General features: G+C 66.2%; 29 protein-coding genes and 2 tRNA genes. 21 read left to right on the top strand and 10 right to left on the bottom strand.

The genetic code is table 11. From position 1 onward, the window contains the following. Positions 1-243 precede the first annotated feature (243 nt). The 6 genes from rnr (at position 244) to U5771_RS10920 (ending at position 7456) form a co-directional block, all read left to right on the top strand. Positions 244-2706: a ribonuclease R gene (rnr, locus tag U5771_RS10945; protein WP_322023969.1), complete on the top strand. Its 2463-nt coding sequence runs from the start codon at positions 244-246 to the stop codon at positions 2704-2706. A 152-nt stretch (positions 2707-2858) separates the two neighbouring features. Next, positions 2859-3602 carry a 23S rRNA (guanosine(2251)-2'-O)-methyltransferase RlmB gene (rlmB, locus tag U5771_RS10940; protein ID WP_124610673.1) on the top strand — a complete coding sequence of 248 codons (744 nt, stop codon included), beginning with the start codon at positions 2859-2861 and terminating at the stop codon, positions 3600-3602. A 93-nt stretch (positions 3603-3695) separates the two neighbouring features. Further along, positions 3696-4568, top strand: a complete 873-nt coding sequence (locus tag U5771_RS10935; protein WP_322023968.1) for an N-acetylmuramoyl-L-alanine amidase — start codon at positions 3696-3698, stop codon at positions 4566-4568. A gap of 107 nt (positions 4569-4675) precedes the next feature. After that, positions 4676-5368 carry a ribose-5-phosphate isomerase RpiA gene (gene rpiA, locus U5771_RS10930; protein WP_322023967.1) on the top strand — a complete coding sequence of 231 codons (693 nt, stop codon included), beginning with the start codon at positions 4676-4678 and terminating at the stop codon, positions 5366-5368. Between the two features lie 283 nt (positions 5369-5651). Continuing rightward, positions 5652-6368: a FadR/GntR family transcriptional regulator gene (locus U5771_RS10925; protein WP_322023966.1), complete on the top strand. Its 717-nt coding sequence runs from the start codon at positions 5652-5654 to the stop codon at positions 6366-6368. A gap of 101 nt (positions 6369-6469) precedes the next feature. Continuing rightward, positions 6470-7456: a Gfo/Idh/MocA family oxidoreductase gene (locus tag U5771_RS10920; RefSeq protein ID WP_322023965.1), complete on the top strand. Its 987-nt coding sequence runs from the start codon at positions 6470-6472 to the stop codon at positions 7454-7456. A gap of 57 nt (positions 7457-7513) precedes the next feature. Here the strand turns inward: U5771_RS10920 and U5771_RS10915 are convergent, their stop codons facing one another. The 7 genes from U5771_RS10915 to U5771_RS10885 all read right to left on the bottom strand — a co-directional run bounded on the left by U5771_RS10915 (position 7514) and on the right by U5771_RS10885 (position 12867). Then, on the bottom strand, positions 7514-8206 hold the full coding sequence (locus U5771_RS10915) for an amino acid ABC transporter permease (RefSeq protein WP_322023964.1): 693 nt from the start codon (positions 8204-8206) through the stop codon (positions 7514-7516). Between the two features lie 122 nt (positions 8207-8328). Continuing rightward, positions 8329-9123: a cystine ABC transporter substrate-binding protein gene (locus U5771_RS10910; RefSeq protein WP_322023963.1), complete on the bottom strand. Its 795-nt coding sequence runs from the start codon at positions 9121-9123 to the stop codon at positions 8329-8331. 102 nt (positions 9124-9225) lie between these two features. Then, a complete protein-coding gene (locus U5771_RS10905) occupies positions 9226-10263 on the bottom strand; it encodes a quinone-dependent dihydroorotate dehydrogenase (protein WP_322023962.1) in 1038 nt (345 codons plus the stop codon). Between the two features lie 169 nt (positions 10264-10432). Further along, complete coding sequence (locus U5771_RS10900) at positions 10433-11263, bottom strand: arginyltransferase (protein WP_322023961.1); 831 nt, start codon at positions 11261-11263, stop codon at positions 10433-10435. A 33-nt stretch (positions 11264-11296) separates the two neighbouring features. Continuing rightward, entirely contained in the window at positions 11297-12061 is a 765-nt protein-coding gene (gene aat, locus U5771_RS10895; protein ID WP_322023960.1) for a leucyl/phenylalanyl-tRNA--protein transferase, read from the bottom strand. Positions 12062-12072: 11 nt separating this feature from the next. Continuing rightward, the gene (locus U5771_RS10890; protein ID WP_098556944.1) at positions 12073-12618 is read right to left on the bottom strand and encodes an NUDIX hydrolase; all 546 of its coding nucleotides are present in this window, start codon (positions 12616-12618) and stop codon (positions 12073-12075) included. A 172-nt stretch (positions 12619-12790) separates the two neighbouring features. Beyond that, positions 12791-12867, bottom strand: a tRNA-Met gene (locus tag U5771_RS10885). A 214-nt stretch (positions 12868-13081) separates the two neighbouring features. Here U5771_RS10885 and U5771_RS10880 point away from each other — a divergent pair. Genes U5771_RS10880 through U5771_RS10870 form a run of 3 tightly spaced genes read left to right on the top strand, consistent with a single transcriptional unit; the run spans position 13082 to position 15101 of the window. Continuing rightward, entirely contained in the window at positions 13082-13579 is a 498-nt protein-coding gene (locus U5771_RS10880; protein WP_322023959.1) for a heme-degrading domain-containing protein, read from the top strand. Between the two features lie 3 nt (positions 13580-13582). Further along, positions 13583-13921 carry a DMT family transporter gene (locus tag U5771_RS10875; protein ID WP_034186989.1) on the top strand — a complete coding sequence of 113 codons (339 nt, stop codon included), beginning with the start codon at positions 13583-13585 and terminating at the stop codon, positions 13919-13921. A gap of 31 nt (positions 13922-13952) precedes the next feature. Beyond that, the gene (locus U5771_RS10870) at positions 13953-15101 is read left to right on the top strand and encodes an enoyl-CoA hydratase/isomerase family protein (RefSeq protein ID WP_322023958.1); all 1149 of its coding nucleotides are present in this window, start codon (positions 13953-13955) and stop codon (positions 15099-15101) included. 120 nt (positions 15102-15221) lie between these two features. Here U5771_RS10870 and U5771_RS10865 read toward each other — a convergent pair whose 3' ends face one another. After that, the gene (locus tag U5771_RS10865) at positions 15222-15650 is read right to left on the bottom strand and encodes a hypothetical protein (RefSeq protein ID WP_322023957.1); all 429 of its coding nucleotides are present in this window, start codon (positions 15648-15650) and stop codon (positions 15222-15224) included. A gap of 341 nt (positions 15651-15991) precedes the next feature. Between U5771_RS10865 and ssuD the strand changes: the two genes are divergently transcribed. From ssuD to U5771_RS10820, 9 genes are all read left to right on the top strand, one after another. After that, positions 15992-17149, top strand: a complete 1158-nt coding sequence (gene ssuD, locus U5771_RS10860) for an FMNH2-dependent alkanesulfonate monooxygenase (protein ID WP_124905121.1) — start codon at positions 15992-15994, stop codon at positions 17147-17149. Between the two features lie 16 nt (positions 17150-17165). Next, positions 17166-17978, top strand: a complete 813-nt coding sequence (gene ssuC / locus U5771_RS10855; protein WP_322023956.1) for an aliphatic sulfonate ABC transporter permease SsuC — start codon at positions 17166-17168, stop codon at positions 17976-17978. Further along, positions 17975-18934: an ATP-binding cassette domain-containing protein gene (locus U5771_RS10850; protein WP_322023955.1), complete on the top strand. Its 960-nt coding sequence runs from the start codon at positions 17975-17977 to the stop codon at positions 18932-18934. The genes ssuC and U5771_RS10850 overlap by 4 nt, the downstream gene beginning before the upstream one ends. A gap of 57 nt (positions 18935-18991) precedes the next feature. Further along, complete coding sequence (locus U5771_RS10845) at positions 18992-19207, top strand: TOBE domain-containing protein (RefSeq protein WP_006400187.1); 216 nt, start codon at positions 18992-18994, stop codon at positions 19205-19207. 139 nt (positions 19208-19346) lie between these two features. After that, on the top strand, positions 19347-19544 hold the full coding sequence (locus U5771_RS10840; protein WP_322023954.1) for a hypothetical protein: 198 nt from the start codon (positions 19347-19349) through the stop codon (positions 19542-19544). A 55-nt stretch (positions 19545-19599) separates the two neighbouring features. Next, on the top strand, positions 19600-19854 hold the full coding sequence (locus tag U5771_RS10835) for a hypothetical protein (RefSeq protein ID WP_006758003.1): 255 nt from the start codon (positions 19600-19602) through the stop codon (positions 19852-19854). A gap of 126 nt (positions 19855-19980) precedes the next feature. Beyond that, positions 19981-20967, top strand: coding sequence for a tRNA dihydrouridine(20/20a) synthase DusA (gene dusA / locus U5771_RS10830; RefSeq protein ID WP_322023953.1), 987 nt, complete (start codon positions 19981-19983; stop codon positions 20965-20967). 59 nt (positions 20968-21026) lie between these two features. Then, positions 21027-21102 (top strand) — tRNA-His (locus U5771_RS10825). Positions 21103-21671: 569 nt separating this feature from the next. Then, positions 21672-22190 carry a GNAT family N-acetyltransferase gene (locus U5771_RS10820; RefSeq protein WP_322023952.1) on the top strand — a complete coding sequence of 173 codons (519 nt, stop codon included), beginning with the start codon at positions 21672-21674 and terminating at the stop codon, positions 22188-22190. 81 nt (positions 22191-22271) lie between these two features. Here the strand turns inward: U5771_RS10820 and U5771_RS10815 are convergent, their stop codons facing one another. Further along, positions 22272-22736 carry a plasmid fertility inhibition factor family protein gene (locus U5771_RS10815; protein ID WP_322023951.1) on the bottom strand — a complete coding sequence of 155 codons (465 nt, stop codon included), beginning with the start codon at positions 22734-22736 and terminating at the stop codon, positions 22272-22274. 317 nt (positions 22737-23053) lie between these two features. On the opposite strand from U5771_RS10815, the gene U5771_RS10810 reads away from it, so the two are divergent. Further along, entirely contained in the window at positions 23054-23470 is a 417-nt protein-coding gene (locus U5771_RS10810; protein ID WP_322023950.1) for a hypothetical protein, read from the top strand. A 190-nt stretch (positions 23471-23660) separates the two neighbouring features. Further along, positions 23661-24281, top strand: coding sequence for a hypothetical protein (locus tag U5771_RS10805; RefSeq protein ID WP_322023949.1), 621 nt, complete (start codon positions 23661-23663; stop codon positions 24279-24281). 409 nt (positions 24282-24690) lie between these two features. Here the strand turns inward: U5771_RS10805 and U5771_RS10800 are convergent, their stop codons facing one another. Further along, positions 24691-25434, bottom strand: a complete 744-nt coding sequence (locus tag U5771_RS10800; protein ID WP_322023948.1) for a DUF695 domain-containing protein — start codon at positions 25432-25434, stop codon at positions 24691-24693. 203 nt (positions 25435-25637) lie between these two features. Between U5771_RS10800 and U5771_RS10795 the strand changes: the two genes are divergently transcribed. Next, positions 25638-25946, top strand: a complete 309-nt coding sequence (locus U5771_RS10795; RefSeq protein WP_322023947.1) for a phosphatidylserine/phosphatidylglycerophosphate/cardiolipin synthase — start codon at positions 25638-25640, stop codon at positions 25944-25946. Positions 25947-25978: the final 32 nt, after the last annotated feature.

The following is a 25978-nucleotide window of genomic DNA, read 5'->3' as shown; positions in this document are numbered from 1 at the left end:
TGCAGTAGCTGCTTGCTGCAAAGAAGCGAAATTATAGCGCCCCAATTAATCGTGTCAACACTTTTTTGCGATGCGCCGCAAACCGGCCGCTGCGGCGCCTGCACGCGGCATTCGCGTCATTTGGCGGCACAGGCGGGTGATAGAATGGTCCGCCGCCGTCACTATAGAACTGTCTGACGGACACTTCTATGTTGATGCCGTGCACCATCAGTCAACGCAACGAGAACAATCATCGACAAACCCTTGAGCAAATATCCGTACCCCATTCCGAGCCGCGAAGAAATTCTCGGCGTGCTGCGTACGAGCGACGCGCCGCTGGCAGCCAACGACATCGCCGAAGCGCTGTCGATCAAGCGGCAGGAGCGCGAGGGGTTCTTCCGGCGTGTCGCCGCGATGGAACGCGACGGCCAGATCCGCCTCGACAAGCGCGGCCACTACCAGCTCACCCATCCGTCGAACTTCGTTGCCGGCCGCGTGCAAGGGCACCGCGACGGCTACGGGTTCGTGATCCGCGACGACGGCCAGGACGACCTGTTCTTGCCGAACGGCGAAATGCAGAAGGTCATGCACAACGACCGCGTGCTCGCGCGGATCGTCGGCTACGATCGTCGCGGCCGGCCTGAAGGGCACGTCGTCGAAGTCACCGAGCGCGCGAACAAGCGCGTGATCGGCCGCCTGCTCAACGAGAACGGCGCGCTGATCGTCGCCCCCGAAGACAAGCGCATCGGCCACGACATCCTGATCACGCAGAACGTGAAGAAGGCGAAGGTCGGGCAAGTGGTCGTCGTCGAACTGACCGACTTCCCGAGCCGCCATTCGCAACCGCTCGGCCGCGTCGTCGAAGTGCTCGGCGACATCGACGATCCGGGCATGGAAATCGAGATCGCGGTGCGCAAGTACGGCGTGCCGCACGAATTCAGCCAGCCGGCGCTCGACGAAGCCGCCGCGCTGCCGGACAAGGTGCGGCCGGCCGACCTGCGCTTCCGCGTCGATCTGCGCGACGTGCCGCTCGTGACGATCGACGGCGAGGATGCCCGCGACTTCGACGATGCCGTCTACTGCGAGCCGACCAAGGTCGGTCGCGGCGACGGCTACCGCCTGATCGTCGCAATCGCCGACGTGTCGCACTACGTGCAGCCGGGCAATGGCCTCGATGCCGACGCGCTGGAGCGCAGCACGTCGGTCTACTTCCCGCGCCGCGTGATCCCGATGCTGCCGGAGAAGCTGTCGAACGGGCTGTGCTCGCTGAATCCGCAGGTCGACCGCTGCGTGCTCGCGTGCGACATGGTGATTACCGCGCGCGGCGAGATCAAGGCGTACCAGTTCTATCCGGCCGTGATCCATTCGGCCGCGCGTCTGACGTACACCGAAGTCGCCGCCGTGCTGTCGAACACGAAGGGGCCGGAGGCCGCGCGCCGCGCGGACCTGCTGCCGCACCTGCAGGACCTGTACGGCGTCTACAAGTCGCTGTTCGCCGCACGCCAGAAGCGCGGCGCGATCGACTTCGACACGACCGAGACGTACATCGTCTGCAACTCGCAGGGCAAGATCGAACAGATCGTGCCGCGTCAGCGCAACGATGCGCACAAGCTGATCGAGGAATGCATGCTGGCCGCGAACGTCTGTGCGGCCGACTTCCTGAAGCGCAACAAGCATCCGGGCCTGTACCGCGTGCACGCGGGCCCGACGCCGGAGAAGCTCGAGAACCTGCGCGCGTTCCTGCGCGGCATGGGCCTGTCGCTCGGCGGCGGCGACAAGCCGCATGCGAGCGACTACGCGGCGCTGATGGCGCAGATCCGCGACCGGCCCGACGCGCAGATGCTGCAGCCGATGCTGCTGCGTTCGATGCAGCAGGCCGTCTACAGCCCGGACAACATCGGTCACTTCGGTCTCGCGTATGAAGCGTACGCGCACTTCACGAGCCCGATCCGCCGCTATCCCGACCTGCTTACGCACCGCGCGATCTACGCGATCCTGTCGGGCAAGAAGTACGTGCCGAAGGCGCCGGACGGCTTCGAGCTGAACACCGCGCTGTCGCCGCGCGCCCGCGCGATGCAGCAGGCCGACGACGAATCGCGCGGCCGTTCGCGCTCGAACACGGCGATCTGGGAAGAACTCGGCCTGCACTGCTCGGCGAACGAGCGGCGTGCCGACGAAGCGTCGCGCGACGTCGAGGCCTGGCTCAAGTGCTACTTCATGCGCGACAAGCTTGGCGAGGAGTACGGCGGGATGGTGAACGGCGTCACGTCGTTCGGCATCTTCGTGCAGCTCGATACGCTGTTCATCGAAGGGCTCGTGCACGTCACGGAACTCGGCTCGGACTACTTCCAGTACGACGAGATCAAGAACGAGCTGCGCGGCGAGCGCACGGGCATCCGTTATCGCCTGTCGGATCGCGTGCGCGTGCAGGTGAGCCGCGTCGATCTCGACGCGCGCAAGATCGATTTCCGCCTCGTGCGCGACACGCCGGTGAAGGCGCCGCGTCCGGCACCGGCGCCGGCTGTTGCGGGCAACGGTAACGATCGCGGCGGCCCGCGCGTGCGCTCGCTGCCGCCGGTGGAGGAAGCCGCGCCGCGTCGCAAGAAGGCGGCCAGCGCGCCGACCGCCGCGGTGAAGGACGCGCGTGTCGCGCGTGCCGCGAAGAAGAAGGGCGGCGCGCCGGCGAAGACGGCCGCGAAGAAGGTCCACGCCCGCAAGAAGTATTGAGCGTTCGGGGCGGCGCCATGCGCACGCCCCTGCAGTATCGAGAGACGCCGCGTTCCGCCGGTCACCGGCCGGCAACGCGGCGCTTTCCTTTTCCATGGATCGCGGCTGCGCACATCGCGCGGCCGCACGTTTGATCGAAGGTTGTTCCAGTCATGTCTCGTCTGAAGGTTCTTTACGGTTTTCATGCGGTGACCGCACGTTTGCGGCACGATGCGTCGACGGTTGCGGAGGTGCTGTACGACCAGACGCGCCGCGACCGCCGCATGCAGGACTTCCTGCACACCGCGAAGGAAGCGGGCGTGCGGCTGATCGCAGCCGACGAAACCCGCCTGTGGGGCCTCGCGCATACCGAGCGCCACCAGGGCGTCGTCGCGCGCGTCGAGGACATTCCGCTCGCGCAGAACCTGTCCGAACTGCTCGACGGCATCCAGGGCCCGGCGTTGCTGCTGGTGCTCGACGGCGTCACCGATCCGCACAACCTCGGCGCATGCCTGCGTGTCGCCGATTCGGCCGGCGCGCATGCGGTGATCGCGCCGCGTGACCGCGCGGTCGGCCTGAACGCGACCGCGGCGAAGGTCGCGAGCGGCGCGGCCGACACGGTGCCGTACATCACGGTCACGAACCTCGCCCGCGCGCTGCGCGAGCTGAAGGACGCCGGCGTGTGGATCATCGGCACGTCGGACGAGGCATCGGGGACGCTGTACGACACGAAGCTCGACGGCCCCGTCGCCATCGTGATGGGGGCGGAGGGCGAAGGCATGCGCCGGCTCACGCGCGACACCTGCGACGAGGTGATGAGCATCCCGATGGCCGGCAGCGTGGAAAGCCTGAACGTGTCGGTCGCGAGCGGCGTGTGCCTGTACGAAGCGGTGCGGCAGCGGCGCGTGAAGGGCTGACGCACGCGGTCTCGCGCGATGCGTGAGTCGCCACGACCCGAACGACGCGTGCCGAGATTGCGTGCGGCACGCGGCTCCCGGAACGCGCGGACCATGACCCTGTTTCGCCTCGGCGCCTCGTGCGCCATCCTTGGCCTGCTGGCCGCCTGCACGTCGCCGTCGCTGGTCGGGCGCGGCACCTATTACGCCGACGCGAGCCTGCATGCGCGCGGCGCCGATTCGCGGATCCGCTTCCTCGTGATGCATTACACCGAAAGCGACGAGGCGAATTCGCTGCGCACGCTGACGGGCGATTCGGTCAGCGTGCACTACGTCGTGGCGCCGCAACCGCGCATCGAGCACGGGATGCCGGTTGTCTACCAGCTCGTTCCTGAATCGAAACGCGCATGGCATGCGGGTATCAGCGAATGGCAGGGCACGACCGAGCTCAACGCGGCGTCGATCGGCATCGAGAACGTGAACCGCGGCCCGCTCGATCCGCAAAACCGCACCTGGCAGCCGTATCCGCCCGAACAGGTCGATGCGCTGATCCGTCTGTCGAAAGATATCGTCGCGCGCTACCGGATTCCGCCGACGCGCGTGGTCGGGCACAGCGACATCGCGCCTCAACGCAAGATCGATCCGGGGCCGCTGTTCCCGTGGCATGCGCTCGCGCAAGCCGGCGTCGGCGCGTGGCCGGACGACGCGACCGTCGCCACACGGCTTGGCGGCCGCGATCCGCACGCGCTCGTCGACGTGCGCGAACTGCAACTGAAGCTCGCGCGCTACGGCTACGAGGTGCCGACCGACGGCGTGCTCGACGTACGCACGCGACGTGTATTCGCGGCGTTCCAGATGCATTTCCGGCCGGCCGACTATGCAGGCAATCCGGATGCCGGGACCGATGCGATCGCGCAGGCGCTGCTCGACAAGTATTTCCCCGCCGCACCGGCAGCGGAGGACGCGGCCGCAACGGGCGCACCCTGACGATCGATCGGCGCGCCAGGCGCGGCGACCCGCGCCGAAAAAGCCCGGGCCGTCTTCCGAGTCCGGTAAACTGGCGGTTTTCCGCAATCCCGCTGCATTCCCACCCCATGACTCAAGACGAACTCAAACGCCTGGTCGGCCAGGCGGCCGCCGATTATGTGATCCAGAACGTGCCGGAAGGCGCCGTGATCGGCGTCGGCACCGGCTCGACCGCCAACTGCTTCATCGACGCGCTCGCGGTTGTCAAATCGCGCTATCGCGGCGCCGTGTCGAGCTCCATCGCGACGACCGAACGCCTGAAATCGCACGGCATCAAGGTGTTCGACCTGAACGAGGTCGAATCGCTGCAGGTATACGTCGACGGTGCCGACGAGATCGACGCAAGCGGCGCGATGATCAAGGGCGGCGGCGGTGCGCTGACGCGCGAGAAGATCGTCGCGTCGGTGGCCGATACGTTCGTCTGCATCGCGGATGGCAGCAAGCGCGTGCCGGTGCTCGGCGCATTCCCGCTGCCGATCGAGGTCGTGCCGATGGCGCGCACGGCGATCGGCCGGCGCGTGACCGCGCTCGGCGGCGTGCCGGTGCTGCGCGTGACGAAGGACGGCGCGCCGTACATCACCGACAACGGCAATGAAATCATCGACGTGAAGGGGCTGCAGATCGCCGATCCGCGCGGTTTCGAAACGCAGGTCAACGCATGGCCGGGCGTCGTGACGGTCGGCCTGTTCGCCGAGCGCGGCGCGAATCTGTGCCTGCTCGGCACGGCAAACGGCGTTGAAACGATCGTTTATCCTGGTTAATTAAAACTGAATGAGAAGCAGTCCGTAATGGCGTCAGGATGCCGTAATGGATTGCATGTTTAAATTTGGTGGAAAGCCCGGCCCGGCAAGCGCAGCGCGCTTTCCGGGCTTTTTTTGAAGCCTTATAAATCATCGCGTCAAAAAGAGGGATAACCCTGTCAGGTGTTTACCAGATAGCGAAATATCCCCGAACTCATCAACTTATAGATCATAAGAACAGTCGTAACCAGGGCCGGCGGAACTGCGGAGCAGGTGTTCGCAAATCGACGCACGGGGAGGTGTCATGGAGCAGGGCAAAGACCGGTCACTGGTCGCCAAAGTGATGGATGGGCTTGTCGCGGGTATCGTCGAGGACAAGTACGGCGGCATTCTGCCGCCGCAGGACGTGCTGTCGAAGGAGTTCGACGTGAGCCGCACGGTGATGCGCGAAGCATTGTCGATGTTGCTTGCGCGCGACATGCTCGACGTGCGTCCGAAAGTCGGTACGCGCGTTCGACCGATGCGCGACTGGCGCATGATCGATGAAGACGTGGTGAGTTGGCGGTTTCGTGCGAAGCCGGATCCGCAGTTCATGCGCGACGTCATCGAATTCCGGATGCTGATCGAACCGCGCGCGACCGCGCAGGCGGCCGTCCGTGCGACGGCGGTCGACATCGCGGGCATCCGCGAGGCGTTCGAGGCGTTCAAGGTGTTGCAGCCGGGCGACCCCGGTTACGACACGGCGGACGAACTGCTGCACACGCGGATCGTCCAGGCCAGCGGCAACCAGTTCTTCCAGCAGATGGCGGCCATCGTGCGCGGCGCGGTGCGGCTCGTGAATCCGCGCGTCGCGCAGAAGGACGGTGCGCACGATATCGCGGTGAAGGCGCATGCGCGCGTCGTCGACGCGATCGAACGCCGCGATCCGCGCGAGGCCGAGGCGGCGTCGCTCGCCCTGATCGATTTCAGCGCCGACGAAATCTCGCGCGATTTCTCCGTCGACGTGCCCGTGCGCGCCTGATTTCGCACGCATCGCTTATCCGTGAGCCGGCGAGCCGTTTATCATGACGGCCGGCCGGCAGCGTGCCGGCCACCGTCATACGACCGACACGGAAGATCCGGATGAACGACTTCGACAACCGCCCGGTGCGCTTCGGCATCGTCGGCGCAGGCAGCATCGCACGCCGTTTCGCGCAAAGCCTCGCTCACGTGCCGGGTGCCACGCTCGCCGGCGTGTGGGCACGCCGCGCCGACGCGGCAACCGCCTTCTGCAGCGACTGCGGCGGCACGCCTGCCGCCAGCCTCGACGCGCTCCTCGCGAGCGACATCGACGCGATCTATATCGCGACGCTCCACGACAGTCACGCGCACTACGCGCAGGCGGCGCTCGCCGCCGGCAAGGCCGTGCTGTGCGAAAAACCCGCGACGCTGAACGCGACGCAACTCGATGCCGTGCTGGATGCGGCACGCGCTGCCGGACGGCTCTTCATGGAAGCGATGAAGCCGCCGTTCTTTCCGCTGTACCGTCAGTTGCGCGCGCACCTGCATGACGATCCGATCGGCGAGATCCGGCTCGTGCGTGCGGGTTGCGCATCGTCGTCGGTGCCGGACGATCATTCCGTCTATCGTCTCGATCGCGCCGGCGGCGCGCTGCTCGACATCGGGATCTACGAAGCGTTTCTCGCGGTCGACTGGCTCGGCGCCGCACTCGACGTGCAGACGTTCGGCCGCATCGGCGCCACGGGCGTCGACGTGTTCGCGAGCCTGAACAGCCGTCACGCGAACGGCGGCATCGCGCAGCTCTTTTGCGGGCTCGACGTGATGGGGCGCGGCGATGCGCTGCTCGCCGCGGCGGGCGGGCACGTGACGATTCACGAGAAGTGGTGGAACCCGGTACGGGCGACGATCCGCTATGCCGACGGGCGCACCGTCGAACTCGATGCACCGGTCGACGGCGGCGGCCTGAACTACGAGACCGCGCATTTCTGCGACCTGCTGCGCGCGGGCGAACTCGAGAGCCCGATCATGACGCACGACCATTCGCGACGGATGATCGCGATGACCGACGCGGCACGCGCGGCGCTCGGCGTGCGCTATTCGGGCGAGTAGGCGGGAAGGAGGGTGCCGGGCGCACATCCGCGGCCCGGCGGGCGGGGTGCTACGCGCTCAGTGCCGCGCGGGCAGCGACAGGCGCTTTTCGTACCAGCGCTGGACCCACTCGAGGATCTGGCACAGCACCCAGTAGACAGCCGCGGCGGCCAGGTACAGCGGCAGCGGCTGGTAGGTCGCCGCGATCACTTCCTGCGCGCTGCGCAGCAGTTCGGTGACGGTGATCACCGACACGAGCGACGTGTCCTTGATCAGGCTGATCAGGCTGTTCGACAGGCTCGGCACCGCGATGCGCAGCGCCTGCGGGCCGATCACGTAGCGCAGCGTCTGCCCCCACGACAATCCGAGGCTGTATGCGGCCAGCCATTGGCCGCGCGCGATCCCGTTGATCGCGCCGCGCATGCTTTCCGACATGTAGGCGGCGACGTTCGCGGACAGCGCGATCACGCCGGCCGGCGTCGGATCGAGCGAGATGCCGAGGCTCGGCAGCCCGTAATAGATGACGAAGATCTGCACGAGCAGCGGCGTGCCGCGCATCAGGCTTACGTACGCGCGCGCGAGCCCCGCGAGCGCGTTGACCCAGATGCGTTCGCAGCCGTCGAGCGGCTCGCTTTGCCGGATGCCCATCATCGCGAGCACGACGGCGCCGAGCAGGCCGAACACCATCGACAGCACGGCGAACTTGACGGTCAGTACGGCACCCTGGGCGAGCACCGGCAGCGATTGGACGAGCAGGGACGTTGTCGACATGGAATACGAATCGAATGCGTGCGCGAAAGCGCAATCATAAACCGGACCAATAAAACAAAGGGCGGCATCGCTTCGGATGCCGCCCTTTCCGGCCCGCCGTCAGGCGGGAAACAGAGGCGTGCTTAGTTGATCGGCTTCGTCACGTCGATGCCGAACCACTTGTCGGAGATCTTCGTGAACGTGCCGTCGGCTTCGAGTTGCGCCATCGCGTCGTCGATCGCCTTCTGGAACTTCGGGTTGCCCTTCTTGAACGGGATGCCCGACGGATTCGCCGAGCCGACGTTCGAGCCCGGGCGCAGCGGCAGTTGCGAGTTCTTCGTCAGGTACGCGAGCATCAGGCGGTCGTTCAGCGCCGCGTCGAGACGGCCGGCCGCGAGGTCGCGCAGGTACTCAGGCGCGCCCGGGTACGTCTTCACGTCGATGCCGGGCACCGACTTCGCCATGTCCATGTAGTTCGTGCCGAGCGCGACGCCGAGCTTCTTGCCCTTCAGGTCGTCGAGCGACTTGAACTGGCGCGTGTCGTCCTTGCGCTGGATCAGCTGGGCGGACGAGTACGTGTACGCGGGCGAGAAGTCGAGCGTTTCCTTGCGCTTGTCGGTGATGCCGACCTGGTTGGCGATCACGTCGAACTTGCCGGCCTGCAGGCCCGCGATGATGCCGCTCCATTCGGTCGTGACGAACTCGGCCTTCACGCCGAGCTTCGCGGCGACGGCCTTCGCGATGTCGACGTCGAAGCCGACGAGTTCGCCTTGCGGGTTCTTCGAGTTGAACGGCGGGAACGTGCCTTCGAGGCCGACGCGCAGCGTGCCGCGTTGTTTCACCTGGTCGAGGAGGTCGGCCGCATGCGCGGTGGCGGCGGCGAACGACGTGCCGATCAGGCCGGCAACCAGCAGCTTCTTCAGCAGCGAAATTTTCATCGTGTGAGCTTCCTTGCCCCTGCGGGGCGCTTGATTCTGACTGTGACGCCGATCATAGCAAAAATGCAATCGACGGATAAATATCGTTTGTTTATAGCTATATTACGCGGCACGTTCCTGCGCGATCGCTTTCACGCATTCGGCGACGAGCGCGGGGCCGCGATAGATGAAGCCCGTGTACAGCTGGACGAGCGACGCGCCGGCCGCGAGCTTGGTGCGTGCGTCCTCACCCGAGAAGATGCCGCCGACGCCGATGATCGGCACCGCGCTGCCGACTTCGGCATGCAGCTTGCGGATCACTTCGTTCGACGCGTCGAACACCGGGCGGCCCGACAGGCCGCCGGCTTCGTCCGCGTGCGGCAGGCCCTGCACGGCCGCGCGCGACAGCGTGGTATTGGTGGCGATGACCGCCTCGATCTTGTGGCGCAGCAGCGTGTCGGCGATTTCCTTGACTTGTTCGTCGTCGAGATCGGGCGCGATCTTCAGCGCGAGCGGCACGAGCTTGCCGTGCAGGTCGGCGAGGCGCTGCTGCTTGTCCTTCAGTGCGGCGAGCAGCGCGTCGAGTTCGCCCGCGCCCTGCAGCTGGCGCAGGTTCTTCGTGTTCGGCGACGAAATGTTGATCGTCACGTAGCTCGCGAACGGATACACGCGCTCGAGGCAGTAGAGATAGTCTTCCGCGGCACGTTCGATCGGCGTGTCGGCGTTCTTGCCGATGTTCAGGCCGAGGATGCCGCGATAGCGCGCCGCCTGGACGTTCTTCACGAACTGGTCGACGCCGTGGTTGTTGAAGCCCATCCGGTTGATCAGCGCGTCGGCCTGCGGCAGGCGGAACATCCGCGGGCGCGGGTTGCCCGGCTGCGGGCGCGGCGTGACCGTGCCGACCTCGATGAAGCCGAAGCCGAGCGACGCGAGGCCGTCGATGGCCGCGCCGTCCTTGTCGAGGCCGGCGGCGAGTCCGACCGGGTTGCGGAACGTGAGCCCCATCACGGTGCGCGGCGCATCGGGCACGCGGGCCGACAGCGCGCAGGCGAGGCCCGTGCGGCCGGCCGCGCCGAGCGCGCGCAGCGTGAGGTGGTGAGCGTCTTCCGCATCCATCTTGAACAGGGATGCGCGGGCCAGCGGATAGAGGGAACTGAACACGGGAATTGGGCGGACGGCCGGAATGAATGACAACCCGCTATTTTACCGGGAGTTGCGCGGCCCGGGCGGGCTTCGCTTCGCGCGCGCCGGCTGTGGCCGGTGCGGCGGCGCGCGCATGGGCCGCCGCGGCGCCGGTTGCAGGCGCGCCGCCGCGCCGCGGGATGGCCTGTCAGCCCGACCCGGAATGTCCGCCCGGCAGCGGCGCACGGGCGAGTGCCGCGTCGACCGGCGGCAGGTCGACCCGATCCGGATCGAGTATTTTCCAGCGGCCGTCGAGCAACCCTTCGAGCGGATGGAAGTTCGCCTTGTAGGCCATCTTCGGGCTCTCGCGGATCCAGTAGCCGAGATACACGTAGGGCAGGCCGAGGCTCTTCGCCTGCTCGATCTGCCACAGGATGTTGTACGTGCCGTAGCTCGCGTGCTGATCGTCCGGCTCGAAGAAGGTGTAGACCGACGACAGTCCGTCGCCGAGGATGTCGATCATGCTGACCATGCGCAGCTTGCCGGGCTCGCCGCCCGGCGCGTCGAGGTCGCGGAATTCGACGAGGCGCGAATTGATCCGGCTCTGCAGCAGGAACTGCTCGTACTGGTCGCGGCTGTCGCGATCCATGCCGCCGCCCGCGTGGCGCGCGGACTGGTAGCGCATGTAGAGCGCGTAGTGCTCCTCGTCGTAGTGCAGCGGCGAGACCGTCGCGACGAGCGCGCGGTGCCGCTTCCACATCCGGCGTTGCGTGCGCGACGGCGTGAACGCGCCGACCGGCACGCGCACCGGCACGCAGGCGCGGCAGCCGTCGCAATACGGGCGATAGGTGAACACGCCCGAGCGCCGGAAGCCGGCCTTCACGAGCTCGGTATAGATGTCGGAATTGATCAGGTGGCTCGGCGTCGCGACTTGCGAGCGCGCGACGCGGCCGTCCAGATAGCTGCACGGATAGGGCGCCGTTGCATAGAATTGCAGCGCCGAAAGCGGTGAAAGCGGCAGCTCAGTCGGGTGAGTCATGGGCAGCTCTCGATGCAGGGAGGGAGTGCCGCGCTAGCGCTCGATCCCGGAGTGGGCCGCCGGTTCGGCGGGGCCCGTCAGCGCGGCGAGCACGCGCTTGTCGAACTGCCACGGAATCGGCGGTTCGGCTACCGCGCGGCGCACGTGAGCGACAAAGGCCTTGCGTGCGATCTCGCGGCCGCCGAGCGACGCTAGATGCGACGTATTCTGCTGGCAGTCTATCATCTCCAGCCCCTGCTCGCGAAGGTGGGCGACGAGCGTCGCCAGCGCGATCTTCGACGCATCGGTGGCATCCGCGTACATCGACTCGCCGAAAAACATCCGTCCGAACGCGACGCCGTAGAGGCCGCCCACGCGGCGCCCGTCGTGCCACGTCTCGATGCTGTGCGCGTTGCCGGAACGGTAGAGCGACGTATACGCATCGATGATCTCGGCCGTGATCCAGGTGCCGCGCTGCCCGCGGCGCGGCGCTTGCGCACACGCACGCATCACGCCCGGAAAATCATGGTCGACGCGTACTTCCCACGCGGGGTCGCGCAGCACGCGCTTGAGCGTCTTGCGCAGCGACGGGGACACCTTGAATTCGGCCGGCGCGAGGACCATCCGCGGGTCGGGGCTCCACCACAGCACGGGCTGGCCGTCCGAATACCACGGGAAGATGCCGCGCAGGTAGGCCTCGATCAGGCGGGACGGCAGCAGGTCGGCGCTCGCGGCGAGCAGCCCCGGCGCGCCGGTCGCGGGGCCGAGTGCGCGTTCGACGGGTGGAAACGGATCGTCCGGGCCGAGCCAGGGGACCATGGGGCGCGGGCTCAGCCGTTGCGCAGCGAGCGGAAGATATCGCCGGTATGGACGCCGTAGTCGCCGGCGGCGCGATCGGCAAAGAAGAAGCGCAGCGTCTGGCTGACGGTCGGGAACGCGATTTCGTCCCACGGAATGTCGGCTTCGTCGAACAGCTTGACTTCGAGGCTTTCCTCGCCGGCCTCGTAAGCCGGATCGACGAGCCGCGCCAGATAGAACAGATGGACCTGGTGCACGTGCGGCACGTTGAGCAGCGTGAACAGGTTCTGCACCTCGACGCGTGCGCCGGCTTCCTCGAGCGTTTCGCGCGCGGCGGCCTCGGCCGTGGTCTCGCCCATTTCCATGAAGCCTGCCGGCAGCGTCCAGAAACCGTAGCGCGGTTCGATCGCGCGGCGGCACAGCAGGACCTGATCGCCCCAGACCGGCACCGTGCCGACCACGTTACGCGGATTCTGGTAATGGATCGTGCCGCAGTGATCGCAAACGAAGCGCTCGCGGTTGTCGCCCGGAGGAATGCGCGCGATGACTTCGTGACCGCAGACGGAGCAAAATTTCATGTCGAGTGGAAGGGACGAGGTGATGCGAGTGTATCACCCGGGCGGGGCATTCTCGAACGCGTGCGCATGTGCGCGGCGTGCGGCGCGAAGCGCCACGTGCGATGCGTCCAATCGCGCGCCGAAAAACAAAAAGCCCGGCATGGAGCCGGGCTTTTTGCATGAATCGGGACGTTGGTTGCGGGGGTAGGATTTGAACCTACGACCTTCGGGTTATGAGCCCGACGAGCTGCCAGACTGCTCCACCCCGCGTCCGTCGAAGAATTGAATTATATGGACTAACCCGAATGCTTGCAAGCACTTTCTGCCAATCGCGTTTCAATCGCCGGCGCGATGCTTGCAGGGCCGGTACGGCAGGCGCGTGCGCTAGAATCGAGCGGTTTGCTTGTGTCGTTCATTCCTGCAGCGGAGTCGCGCGCGATCGCGTCGGTGCCGTTGCAACACTCACTACTGCATCGACGGATTCATGGACATCGCTCACGATCTGCAATCGATCGGCGCGCAGGAACAGGCGCTCGTGTTTCCCCATTTCGACCCGGCTCGTGCCTGGGCGCTCGGCAACCGGATGCATGCGCTCGCGACGTCGCGCGGCCATGCGATCGCGATCGACATCGTCACGTTCGGCCAGCCGCTGTTCTATGCGGCGCTCGCCGGCGCGACGCCCGACAACGCCGACTGGGTGCGCCGCAAGCGCAACGTCGTCGCGCACTTCCGCCGCAGCTCGTATGCGATCGGCCTGCGCATGCAGCAGGCCGGTGCCACGCTCGCGGACAAGCACGGGCTGCCGATTGCCGAATATTCACCGCACGGCGGCTCGTTTCCGCTGACCGTCGCGGGGGCCGGCGTGATCGGCTCGATCACCGCATCGGGGCTGCCGCAGCGCGCGGATCACGAGTTCGTCGTCGAAACGCTGTGCGCCGAGCTCGGGCAGGACTATGCCGTGCTGGCACTTGCAAGGAGCTGAGCGATGCAGCTTCCAGGTTACGCATGGCTCGCGATCGCGATCGTCGCGGAAGTGGTCGGTACGTCCGCGCTGCGCGCGGCGGACGGCTTCACGCGCTTCTGGCCGTCGGCGCTCGTCGTGGCCGGTTACGGCATCGCGTTCTACTGTCTGTCGCTCACGCTGCGCACCATGCCCGTCGGCATCATCTATGCGGTGTGGTCGGGTGCCGGCATCGTGCTGATCACGCTCGTCGCGATGCTGCTCTATCGCCAGGTGCCGGACCTGCCGGCCGTGATCGGCCTCGGGTTGATCATCTCGGGCGTCGTGGTGCTGAACCTGTTCTCGAAGATGCAGGCGCACTGAGCGTGCGCCCGCGATACGCCGGATGTCTCACATGACCGATTCCACTTCCGCTTCCGCCGAAGCCGCCCAGCCCGACGTGCGCGCGTATGTCGCGAACCGCATCGGCTATCTCGAACTGAACCGGCCGAAGGCGCTGAATGCGCTGTCGGTGGGGATGATCCGACTGATGCAGCAGGCGCTCGACGCATGGCGCGACGACACGGAGGTGGTTGCCGTCGTCGTGCACAGCCCGCATCCGCGCGCGTTCTGCGCGGGCGGCGACGTGCGCTTCTTCCACGACGCGTGGCAGCGCGGCGACCGCGATGCGGTCGACACGTTCTTCATCGAGGAATACACGCTCAACCATACGATCTTCACCTATCCGAAACCGTACATCGCGCTGATGCACGGCGTCGTGATGGGCGGCGGCATGGGCATTTCGCAGGCGGCGCGGCATACGGGCGGCCTGCGTGTGGTCACCGACTCGACGAAGATGGCGATGCCCGAAACGCGCATCGGCCTGTTCCCGGACGTCGGGATGAGCTGGTTCCTCGCGCGCGCGCCGGGTGCGATCGGCCGCTATCTCGCGGTGACCGGCGCGACGCTCGACGCGGCCGGCGCGCTGTATGCGGCGCTCGCCGACGTCTACCTGCCCGATGCCGCGCTGCCGGCGCTGCTCGATGCGCTGCGCAGTGCGCGCATCGAGAGCGGCGCGCAGGCCGTCGCGTGCGTGGCCGACGCGGCTGCCGCGCACAAGGTCGTGCCGACGCCCGACACCTCGGCGCTGGCCGACGCGCGCGCCGGGATCGACCGGCATTTCGCGCAACCCGATATCGGGGCGATCCTCGCGTCGCTCGACGCCGAGCAGGATTGCGCCGCAGTCGACGGGTGGGTCGAGAAGGCGACCCACGCGATGCGCAGCCAACTGTCGCCGTTGTCGATGGCCGTGTCGCTCGAAACCGTCGATCGGGCGCGCGGTGCGACGATGGCCGATTGCCTGCGGCGCGATCTCGATCTCACGCGTTCGACGTTCGCGCACGGCGACGTGATCGAAGGCGTGCGCGCGCTGATCGTCGACAAGGACCATCAACCGGTCTGGCGTTTCACGTCGACTGCCGAGATCGACCGGGCCGATGTGCTCGCGATGTTCGACAGTCCGTGGACACCCGACAGGCATCCGCTGCGCAAACTGAAGGACTGACGCGCCGCGGTATCGAAGCGAAAAGCAACAAGGCCGCCTGCATGTGCAGGCGGCCTTGTCGTTTGTGGATGCCGATCCGGCGCGGCGGCGGGAGGGCGGAACCTTGCCGCAAGCCGTGCGTTATTCGTCGCCGGCGTCGTCCGACATGAACGCGCGCATGAACACGAGCGCGCCGAAGCCCCACACCGCGTTCGTCGCGAAACCGGCTGCGAGCACCGGCATCATGTTGCCCGACGGCCAGATCCCGCGCAGCGGATCGATCGCGAACACGCGGGCGGCCGTCAGCACGATGCCGCCGAACACCAGCGCGCCGATCCACGGCGCCTCGCGGTCCGGCGACACGCGCAGCAGCCACGCCATCGGGATCGCGCAGCACGCGCTGATCAGCGCGTTCGCGACAAATTCAGGAATGCCGAGCGGCGCGAACGGTTGCGTCGAAAACCCGGCGGCGGCGATCAGGTCGGCCGTGTGCAGGAGCGCGAGCGTCGCTTCGCGAAAAAAGAGGGCGGCCAGGAAGCCGGACAGGAACGGCAGGATGACTTTCTGCATCGGTGAGTGCATTGCTGGCGCGGCCGGCCGGGGCTGTCCGCGCGTAGTTATTCGGATAGGTGCGTCATTATAGGGCCCGGCCGACGCGATATTCGCTGGAGCGTCGTGCTAATCACGAAAGCGGAAAACCTAAGCTCAAAAAAATCGTTCTAAAGCCCTGCGCCGATCCATAAACTGATTTCCCGGAAACAGCCGTGCAATCGCGTCCTCGCCCGCGGCACGGCCTGACCGGCGAGCCATCCCGATTCGAACGCACACCATGCATGCGCCGCTCATTCGCGACGCGAGCAGGGCCTCGTTTTATCCAGATTCCGGCAAGGACAGTCAAGCAGGAGCAGCAGATGAATGTTTTCTGGTTTATCCCCACGCACGGCGACAGCCGTTACCTCGGCACCGCCGAAGGCGCGCGCGCCGCGGATTACGATTATTTCAAGCAGATCGCCGTCGCGGCCGACACGCTCGGCTATGAAGGCGTGCTGTTGCCGACCGGCCGTTCCTGCGAGGATGCGTGGGTCGTTGCGTCGAGCCTGATTCCGGCGACGCAGCGTCTGAAGTTCCTGGTCGCCGTGCGTCCCGGCATCGCGTCGCCCGGCCTCGCGGCGCGGATGGCCGCGACGTTCGACCGTCTGTCGGGCGGCCGCCTGCTGATCAACGTCGTGACGGGCGGCGATGCCGCCGAACTCGAAGGCGACGGACTGTTCGCCGATCACGACACGCGCTACGAAATCACCGACGACTTCCTGAACATCTGGCGCGGGCTGCTGTCCGCATCGCACGACAACGGCGGCTTCGACTACATCGGCAAGCATCTGCAGTCGAAGGGCGGCAAGGCGCTTTATCCGCCCGTGCAGCGCCCGCATCCGCCGTTGTGGTTCGGCGGATCGTCGCCGGCCGCGCACGCGATCGCCGCGGATCACATCGACACCTACCTGACCTGGGGTGAGCCGCCCGAGGCCGTCGCGAAGAAGATCGCCGACATCCGCGCCCGCGCCGAGGCGCGCGGCCGCAAGATCAGGTTCGGCATTCGCCTGCACGTGATCGTGCGCGAGACCGAGGACGAAGCGTGGCGCGATGCCGAGCGCCTGATCAGCCGTCTCGACGACGAGACGATCGCCCGCGCGCAGAAGGCGTTCGCGAATATGGATTCGGAAGGCCAGCGCCGGATGGCCGCGCTGCACGGCGGCAAGCGCGGCGGCCGCGAGGCGCTCGAGGTGTATCCGAACCTGTGGGCCGGTGTCGGTCTCGTGCGCGGCGGCGCGGGGACCGCGCTCGTCGGCAACCCCGAGCAGGTCGCGGAACGCATGCGCGAATACGCGGATCTCGGCATCGAGACGTTCATCCTGTCCGGCTATCCGCACCTCGAGGAGTCGTACCGCTTCGCCGAGCTCGTGTTCCCGCTGATCAAGGGCAAGGGCGCGGCGCGGCCGTCCGGCCCGCTGTCGGGGCCGTTCGGCGAGATCGTCGGCAACAACTACCTGCCGAAGGCGAGCCAGAGCTGAACGAAGGAGGCCTGCGATGACAACGAAGACGTCGACGACGGGCGCTGCCGTGGCCGCCCGCGCGTGGCGCGGTATCGCGCCGTGGCTCGTGCCGCTCGCGCTGCTGGCCGCATGGGAGGTCGGCGCGCGCGTCGGCTGGCTGTCGACCCGCGTGCTGCCCGAGCCGGTGGCCGTCGTGCGTGCCGCGTGGTCGCTCGTGGCGTCGGGCGAGATGTGGGCGAACGTGAAGGTCAGTACCTGGCGCGCGCTGCTCGGTTTCGCGATCGGCGGCGGCGTCGGCCTGGCGCTCGGGCTCGCGACTGGATTATCGAAAGCGGCGGAGGTCGCGCTCGATTCGACGATCCAGATGATCCGCAATATCCCCGCGCTCGCGATGATTCCGCTCGTGATCCTGTGGTTCGGCATCGACGAGAAGGCGAAGCTGTTCCTCGTCGCGCTCGGCGTGTTTTTCCCGGTCTACATCAACACGTATCACGGGATCCGCTCGGTCGACGCGAACCTGATCGAGATGGCGAAGAGCTACGGCGTGCGCGGCTTCGCGCTGTACCGCGACGTGATCCTGCCCGGCGCATTGCCGTCGATTCTCGTCGGCGTGCGCTTCGCGCTCGGGCTGATGTGGGTGATGCTGATCGTAGCGGAAACGATCTCCGCGCAGTCGGGCATCGGCTACATGACGATGAACGCGCGCGAATTCCTGCAAACCGATGTGGTGGTGGTCGGCATCCTGCTGTATGCGGTGCTCGGCAAGCTGGCCGACGTGCTGGCGAAATGGATCGAGCGCGTGACGCTGCGCTGGCACCCCGCTTATCAATCAGGAGCAAAGGCATGAATGCGACGACTTCGGCGGCCGCCTACGGCCCGCTCGCCGGCGCAGACCTCGAGGCCGAACTGGCGCAGGCGCGCGTGACGGACGACGACGCACGCAATGCGGCGATCGTCGATCGGGACGGCGGTGGATCCGTCGTTCCGCTCGCGCGGCGGCGCACGGGCAGCCCGGCACAGGACGACGCGGTGACGCTGTCGGGCGTCAGCAAGCGCTTCGGCACGCGCACCGTGCTCGACAACGTCGAGCTCGGCATCGCGCGCGGCAGCTTCGTCGCGATCGTCGGTCGCAGCGGCTGCGGGAAATCCACGCTGCTGCGTCTCGTCGCGGGACTCGAGGCCCCGAGCAGCGGCGCGCTCGTGACGCGCGGCGAGGGCGGCGGCACGCTCGACACGCGGATCATGTACCAGGATGCGCGGTTGCTGCCGTGGAAGACCGTGCTGCAGAACGTGATGCTGGGCCTGGGTCGCGGCGCACGCGAGCAGGCGCGCGCGGTGCTCGACGAAGTCGGACTGCTCGAGCGCGCGAACGACTGGCCCGCCCAGCTGTCGGGCGGTCAGCGGCAGCGCGTCGCGCTCGCCCGCGCGCTCGTGCACCGGCCGCAACTGCTGCTGCTCGACGAGCCGCTCGGTGCGCTCGACGCGCTGACCCGCATCGAGATGCATGCGCTGATCGAGCGGTTGTGGCGCGAGCATCGGTTCACCGCGCTGCTCGTCACGCACGACGTGCAGGAAGCCGTCGCGCTCGGCGACCGGATCCTGCTGATCGAGCAAGGGCGCGTCGCCCTCGATCAGTCCGTCCCGCTCGACCGGCCGCGTGCGCGCGCGTCGGCCGCGTTCGCGGCGCTGGAAGACCGTGTGCTGCAACGCGTGCTCGCCGGCGGGCCGGGCGGGGGCGAGCAGGGCGCGGCGCCTGAAGTCGATCACGTACGACCGGTCGGGCAGATTCGCTGGGCCGTTTAAATCCGGGCGGCACCGGCCGCCCGTTCTCAGACTTTTTTCTTCGGAGCGATCAACCCGATGAGCATCACTGCAATCAACGTGCGTAACCAGTTCAAAGGCAAGGTGAAGGAGATCATTCGCGGGCCCGTGGTGTCCGAGGTCGACGTCGAGACGCCGTTCGGCATCGTCACGTCGGTGATCACGACGCGCTCGGTCGACGAACTCGAGCTGAAGGTCGGCGCGGAAGTCGTCGCGCTCGTGAAGTCCACCGAAGTGTCGATCGCGCGCCTCTGAACGTGTTTCCGGCGCCGGGCGCCGCGGACGGTCCGTCGGGCCGTCCGTGGCCCCCGGTTCTATTGTCGAGCGTTTGCCTCGGTATTCGGCGTCAGGACGAAGTGCTAGGATGGAGCGACACCGACGCCGGAGGCCACGCATGACCCCCATCCTTTCTCCCGAAGCCATCGAGGCGCTGAAGTGGATCGACCAGTTCGGCGACAGCCGGCCGGTCCCCGCCGCGTTCGACGACGTCGTCTATGCGTTGCTGAACGAAGGGCTGATCTACCAGGCGGCGGCCGGCCGTGTCGACCTGACCGCCGACGGCAAAGCCGTTTTGTCCAACGAATACGATTGAGCGCACGGCGCCGGCCGCCGTGGCGGCCCGGCGCTGCATCGCCACGGAGCGAGCGATGGAACCGAGAGGCAGCGATCTCGGCGATTTCAGCGAGCCGTACCGCGGCTACGAGATCGAGGTGAAGACCGAGCAGGTGTGGGACGGCGAGCATGCGCACTACCGCGTGCTGCAGGGCGCGGCCGTGCGGATCGACTGGCGGCTCGTGAAGGTCGACGGGATGCTGCTGACCGAACGGCGCGTGATCGAGCGCGTACTCGACGAGGCGCGGCGGGCCGTCGACGCCGAACTGGGCGAGGGCGGGCCGGTCTAGTCAGGCTGCCGGGCCGGCCTGGTCGCGTTGCGGTAAAATGTCAGGTTGTTTCCCGCGCCGCTTGCTGCCCCGAATTCCATGTCCGCACCGTCCTCGCTTCCTCCCCGCCGCGTTTCCGTGGCGCCCATGCTCGACTGGACCGACCGTCATTGCCGGTCGTTCCATCGCACGCTGACGCGCGATACGTGGCTGTATACGGAAATGATCACGACGGGCGCGCTGCTGTTCGGCGACGCCCAGCGGCATCTCGCGTTCACGCCGAACGAATCGCCGGTCGCGCTGCAACTGGGCGGCAGCGAACGGGACGATCTCGCGCGCGCCGCGAAACTCGGCGAGCAGTGGGGCTATGACGAGATCAACCTGAATTGCGGCTGTCCGTCCGAGCGCGTGCAGCGCGGTGCGTTCGGCGCGTGCCTGATGAACGAGCCGCAACTCGTTGCCGACTGCGTGAAGGCCATGCGCGATGCGGTGTCGGTGCCGGTCACGGTCAAGCACCGGATCGGGGTCGACACGGTCGAGGATTATGCGTTCGTGCGGGACTTCGTCGGCACGGTAGCGGAGGCGGGCTGCGAGACGTTCGTCGTGCACGCGCGCAATGCGATCCTGAAGGGGCTGTCGCCGAAGGAGAACCGCGAGATCCCGCCGCTCAAGTACGACTATGCGTATCAGCTGAAGCGCGATTTCCCGTCGCTGGAGATCGTGATCAACGGCGGGATCAAGACGCTCGACGAAGTCGCGCAGCATCTCGAGCATGTGGACGGCGTGATGCTCGGCCGCGAGGCTTATCACAACCCGTATGTGCTCGCGGGTGTCGATGCGCGCTTCTATGGGGCGACTGCGGCGGTGCCGACGCGTGAGGAGGCCGAGGCGAAGCTGATCGAATACTGCGCGGCGGAACTGAAGCGCGGCACGTATCTCGGCGCGATCGTTCGGCATGCACTCGGGCTCTATCGTGGCGTTGCGGGTGCGCGGGGCTGGCGTCGTGTGCTGTCGGACAACAAGAAGCTCGCGCGCGGCGATCTGGCCGTGTTCGATGAGGCGCGCACGCATCTGAACGACGCTCTCGAAAATTTTGAAAAAAATGCTTTGCAAGACGGAAAAGTCTTCGTATAATCTTGTTCTTCGCTGCTGAACACGAAACGAAACAGCGAAGAAACAAAGCAGTATCAGTGGTGGCTGTAGCTCAGTTGGTAGAGTCCAGGATTGTGATTCCTGTCGTCGTGGGTTCGAGTCCCATCAGCCACCCCAAAATTCTGAAACAAAACAGGCGCTTCGGCGCCTGTTTTGTTTTGTGCGGAAAATTCGATGCGATTGCATCGATTCGAGCCGTGCCATTTCCAGAGCGTTCTGCTCGTCATCCATCCATGTCGCGTCAGTCGGCGGAAGCAGTTTCGATACTGAGACCGCATGCTGAGTCACGTCACTCGCGCGTGCCCGATCCATCAAGCGGCCGCTGCTCATGCGCCCGCAAAGCGAAACGGCGACCGGATTCGCTCATCGCCTCGCAGATTGGCGGAATACACCAATGACTTGGCGTGAACCGCCAATGCTTGACAGTCTTACATTCATGTAATGTATCGGTTCCTCGTGCCCTGAACTTTGCAGGGCCGTTCGGTCCCGACGACCCGGAAGGCGTCGGGACATTTTTTCGGCGGTGCCGTCGAGGAATTGCAGAAGTTGCAGGCGTCACAGTGAACTACACGATGACCACGGCATGACGCGTACCGCCGCACGCAATTCACTATTCAACCCGCCGTTGAAACGTCGCGATTGCTACACTTTCCCGGCCCCCATCGCACAACCAGAGCGCCCCCCGCATGCCGGAAAACCGCACCATCACGCTGCGCAGCGCGACACCACGCGACGCGGAACGCATCGCTCGCTTGCACACGCTGAGCTGGCAGAACGCATACAGCCATATTTTGCCCGCGGCCTATCTGTCCGATGAGGTGCCGACGGAACACGCGACGCGGTGGCGAAACTATTTCGACCGCAACGAAGCGGAGTGGGGCCTTGTGCTGATCGCGGAATCCGACGGCGCATCGGTCGGTTTCGTCAGCGCCGAACAACCGGTCGATCCGGCGCGCGGCGTCCTGCTCGATTGCCTGCACGTCCATCCCGCCCATCACGGATGCGGTACCGGCAAGCGCATGATCGAAGCCGTTCGCGCATGGGCCCGCCATATCGGCGTGGACAAGGTTCATCTCTCGGTACTCGACGGCAACGTTCGCGCGATCGGTTTCTACGAGCATAACGGCTGGCGACTGGCAGGCGTCGAAACCAGCATCATCGGGCGGACGGAGGTTGCCGACCGTATCTACGTGATCGAAGCCTGACGCCCTGTCAGCACCGAAACCCGAGGCCGCACGCTGCACGACCCGTTCCGCAAAAGATGCAGCGTCGTGTCCGTCGGTCCGTTACTCGCCGCAATACCGCACGAGCAAATCCGCCTCCGTTTCATGCACCTCGACAGGCAGGCTCGTCGCCCCCGCATACGCCAGATAGCGCGCGCGATGCTGACCGTTCCGGAACGACGCGACGCCGACTTTCGACAGCCCCGGAAGGCCGAGCAGCGTCCGCGTTCTCACCTCGCGAAACGTGATGAAGGGCATGTCGGGAATCCGCGCTTCGGCCGGGTCGAGGAAATCGCGGATGCCGGCGGCCTTGCCGGGCGCCCAGTATTGAACCGACGGCAGCACATAGTCGGTGGTGTCGCGATCGGCGCACGCGAGCAGCTTCGTCAGGTTGACCGTCACGACGCGATGCCGCGAGTCGTCGGATGCGAATACCCGCTTGAGATGCGTATAGGCATAGGCGGCGTGTCCCGGAAGCTGGATGATCCAGACCTCGACGCCGTCATGTTGTGCCCGAGCGAGTGTCATTGTTTCCTTGGATGGGGCAAGCGATTTTTGTGGCCGGAGTGTAGCAGCGCGGCTGCGGCCGTGGAGCAGGCGGAAACCCGAAATCGACGGGGCGGAATCATGCGCGAACGAACGCGGCGCGAATCGCGCTCGGAGCGGGGGCTGGACGGGTGCCGCCGTGCATTTTCAGTCGCGGTCGACAGCCTGCGAGAATATCGCGATACGGCCTGTCGGCATGACGCGCGGTCCGGAATTCACACAAGATTCACGCAGCGCGTGAAGCCGGACTGGCGCTGCGCATCATAAGAACCGAGACGGTGGATTGGCCGGAGAAAATCATGTCGCCGGAACTTGAGATCGAATATCTCGATTACCGCTTCACCGCGACGCTCGAAACCCGGGAAACGGGGCGAGTCGCCGTGGTCGACTGGCAACTGGATTCCGTTTCTCGAAGCAAGACGCTCGCGTGGGCCGTGTTCGACCGTTTTCTGAAACGCAACGACTTCGCGGACGAGGACGACGCGCGTGCCCATATCGTCGACTGGCTGGAGCAGTTGGTCAGCCCGCAAGGCGCGCCGCTCGTCGAAATCACCGCGGCGACGGCGGCTGCGGCCGGTGCTGTTGGTAACGCCGGTGCGGTCGCCAGCGTTGATGCTTCCACCGCGGAAATCGTCAGTGAGGTCGTCGTCGAAATCGCCAGCGATCTCGACTGGATCGACATGATTGCCGGATGGTTGACGGACGGCCCGGCGTAGCGTCGGGTTCGCACCGTTTCGAATCGAATGATTTCGATCGTGAATCATCGTTTCACGAAAATCCGGAAAGAAAGGCGCTGATTCAAGGAAAAATGGAATCACGCCGCTTTGACAATGCATGCGCAATACCGGAGACTGGCGCGCGACTAAAAAATCGCCGATATAAATCAAAAAAATCCGGACTCGCAACATGAAAAGAAGAACGCTGCTGACTGCCGGCGCGATCGTCGCTGCCGCCAGTCTGACAGGCTGTACGGCGATGCTGTTCGAAAACGGCCGCTATGAAGAAACCGCCGGTCGATTCCTCGTCAGCGAGGATGGCAAGAAATTCGTCGTGCTCGGCAACCAATATCACTACGTCTTCGACATGCCCGCGCATCTCGGCGCCGTGCTGGCCGCGTCCTACCGGAAGTCGATCCAGGCGGCGCTCTATGGATTCGTCGCGCAGGGCAGCAAGATCTCGGGCGAATACCGGCTCGTGCTTTCCCGCACCGGCATGACGGACGACGACTGGGCGCGCGCGCAGGCGGACGGCTTTACGACGTCCCCTCAGGGCGAACTGAGCATGGAAGGCGCGCTGGACGGTTCGCGCTATCGGGCCGACGGGTTTGAGCAGGGCAAGACGTGGTCGTCGTTTTCCCATACCTACACGATTGAGGTCGACGACCGACTCACGAAGGGCGACAAGGCCGTTCGCGTGCTCGCGACGCCCGTTACGCTGGTGGCCGATGGCGTGATGATGATCGGGGCGGTGGTGTTGTTCCCGGTGATCGTCGTGGTCGCCGCGCCGCTCGCCGGCGTCGCGCGCTGAACATGACGTGATGCGCGCGGCACCCAGTCTTTCCGGTTGAAAGGGTGAGTTGCCGCACAGACGGTTGCAGGGGCCACGATCAGAATCTGGCCGGTTGACCGTTCTACCCCGGCCCGGTCAACCGTTTCCCCGCTCGCTCGCGCAGGAGCGGGGGCTTTTTGCCCGTACGACGCATGCAAGCCGCGTCGGCGGAACCGGACAGGCGTTCGGCAGGCGGCGTTTCGCGCACCGGTATCCGTTCGCCTGATCCACATGAATCGCTTTCCTCGTGCCTGGGCGATCGCTTGGGCCCATCGCCGGTTGCGGCCGGCGATGCCTTCGTCCCGGCGGCGCGCGGTCGCGCTGCCGGGACGCTTTTCGTACCGGACCCGTCAAGGTCCGAACGCGCGCGACGCGCGTGTCAGCGGAATCAGCCTGCCTGCTCGACGCTGGTTTCCCAGCCGTCGTATTCGCCGCCGAGCGCGCGCACCTCGCGATTGACTTCGAGCGTATGGTGCGTGACGTCGGCCAGCGCCATCGTGCCTTCGTGCGCGAACCGCACGGCCGATTTGCCGTCCTCGGTCGGCGCGACCGATTCGACCAGATAGCCTTTCGACTCGGCCCAGTCGGCGAACTGGTGCGCGTCGCTCGGTTCCGGGAAGTAGGCCCAGTGCATCACGCGCCGGCTCACGTCGCTCACGTCGCCTTTCTGCCGCAGCGCGTCGAGCACGCGCATGTCGCGCATCAACTGCCAGTCGTCGTCGGTCGGGTAGAGCGTGCGCCAGTACGTTTCCTTGTCAGGGTCGTCCTGGTACGCGTACTGAAGTGCGTAGGTCGTCTGTTCGGCCAGCGAGTCGACGATCTCGCCCGCGGATTCTTCGTCGAACGGCACGTAGAACAGGAAATCCTGGTTGCCGTCGACCGTGACGCGGCCGACCTGCACGCCGTTTTTCGCGGTCACCGCGGCGTCCAGCAGATCCTCGATCTTCGTGAGATCGGCGAACTCGTCACCACTGGGCAGGCCGTCGGGCGTCGGATGCGCAAGCGTGACGCGCACGCTGAGCAGCGACGTGCGCGGATCGCTTTCGGCGATTTCCGCAAAGCCGTGATTGAAGCTGATGAAGGCCTGATGGTCGCCCATTCTGGCAGGGAAGGTTCCCCAGGCGTCGGTCATGTGTTTCTCCCGTGCACGATTGTCTGTTGACGGTTGCAAAGCGTCCCAATGTATCATCGAAAATCGCGTTGGCCGAAGCCACGCGCGTGGGTGATCGCGCGTCCGGTGGGCCCGGTGGCGGTCGCATGCGCGTGCCGTCGTGTCATCGCCGGTTTACATCGTCTGGCGTTCGCCCGGCCGTAATCGTTTCGAAGGAGATTCCGATGTCGATGTTCGCGGTGAATGGTGTCCGAATCGATGTGCGCAGTGCGCGTGTGACGCACGTGCGCTGGGCGGCCGTCAATCCGGCGGACAGGTCATGGGCGGCGACGCCGAGCGAGGCGTCGGTGGCGGACGTGGCACGCGCGCTTGCGGCCGGCAACGACGTTCGCGCCGTGTTTGACGAAGCGGACGGAACGGCGGTGGGGCCGAGGCTGAAGCGCGTGCTGTATCGCGACGCGTCGGAAGGAATCGAGCTCGACATCGATGCGACGAACGAGTCGCGTACGTTGCGCGACCTTCCGCAGATCTGAGCGGCGATCGGCGCGCGTTCCGACGAGCCGAG

This window comes from Burkholderia sp. BCC1977, assembly GCF_905339595.1.
In the GTDB taxonomy this organism is placed as follows: Bacteria; Pseudomonadota; Gammaproteobacteria; order Burkholderiales; family Burkholderiaceae; genus Burkholderia.
This window is presented reverse-complemented; position numbering and strand designations above follow the sequence as displayed.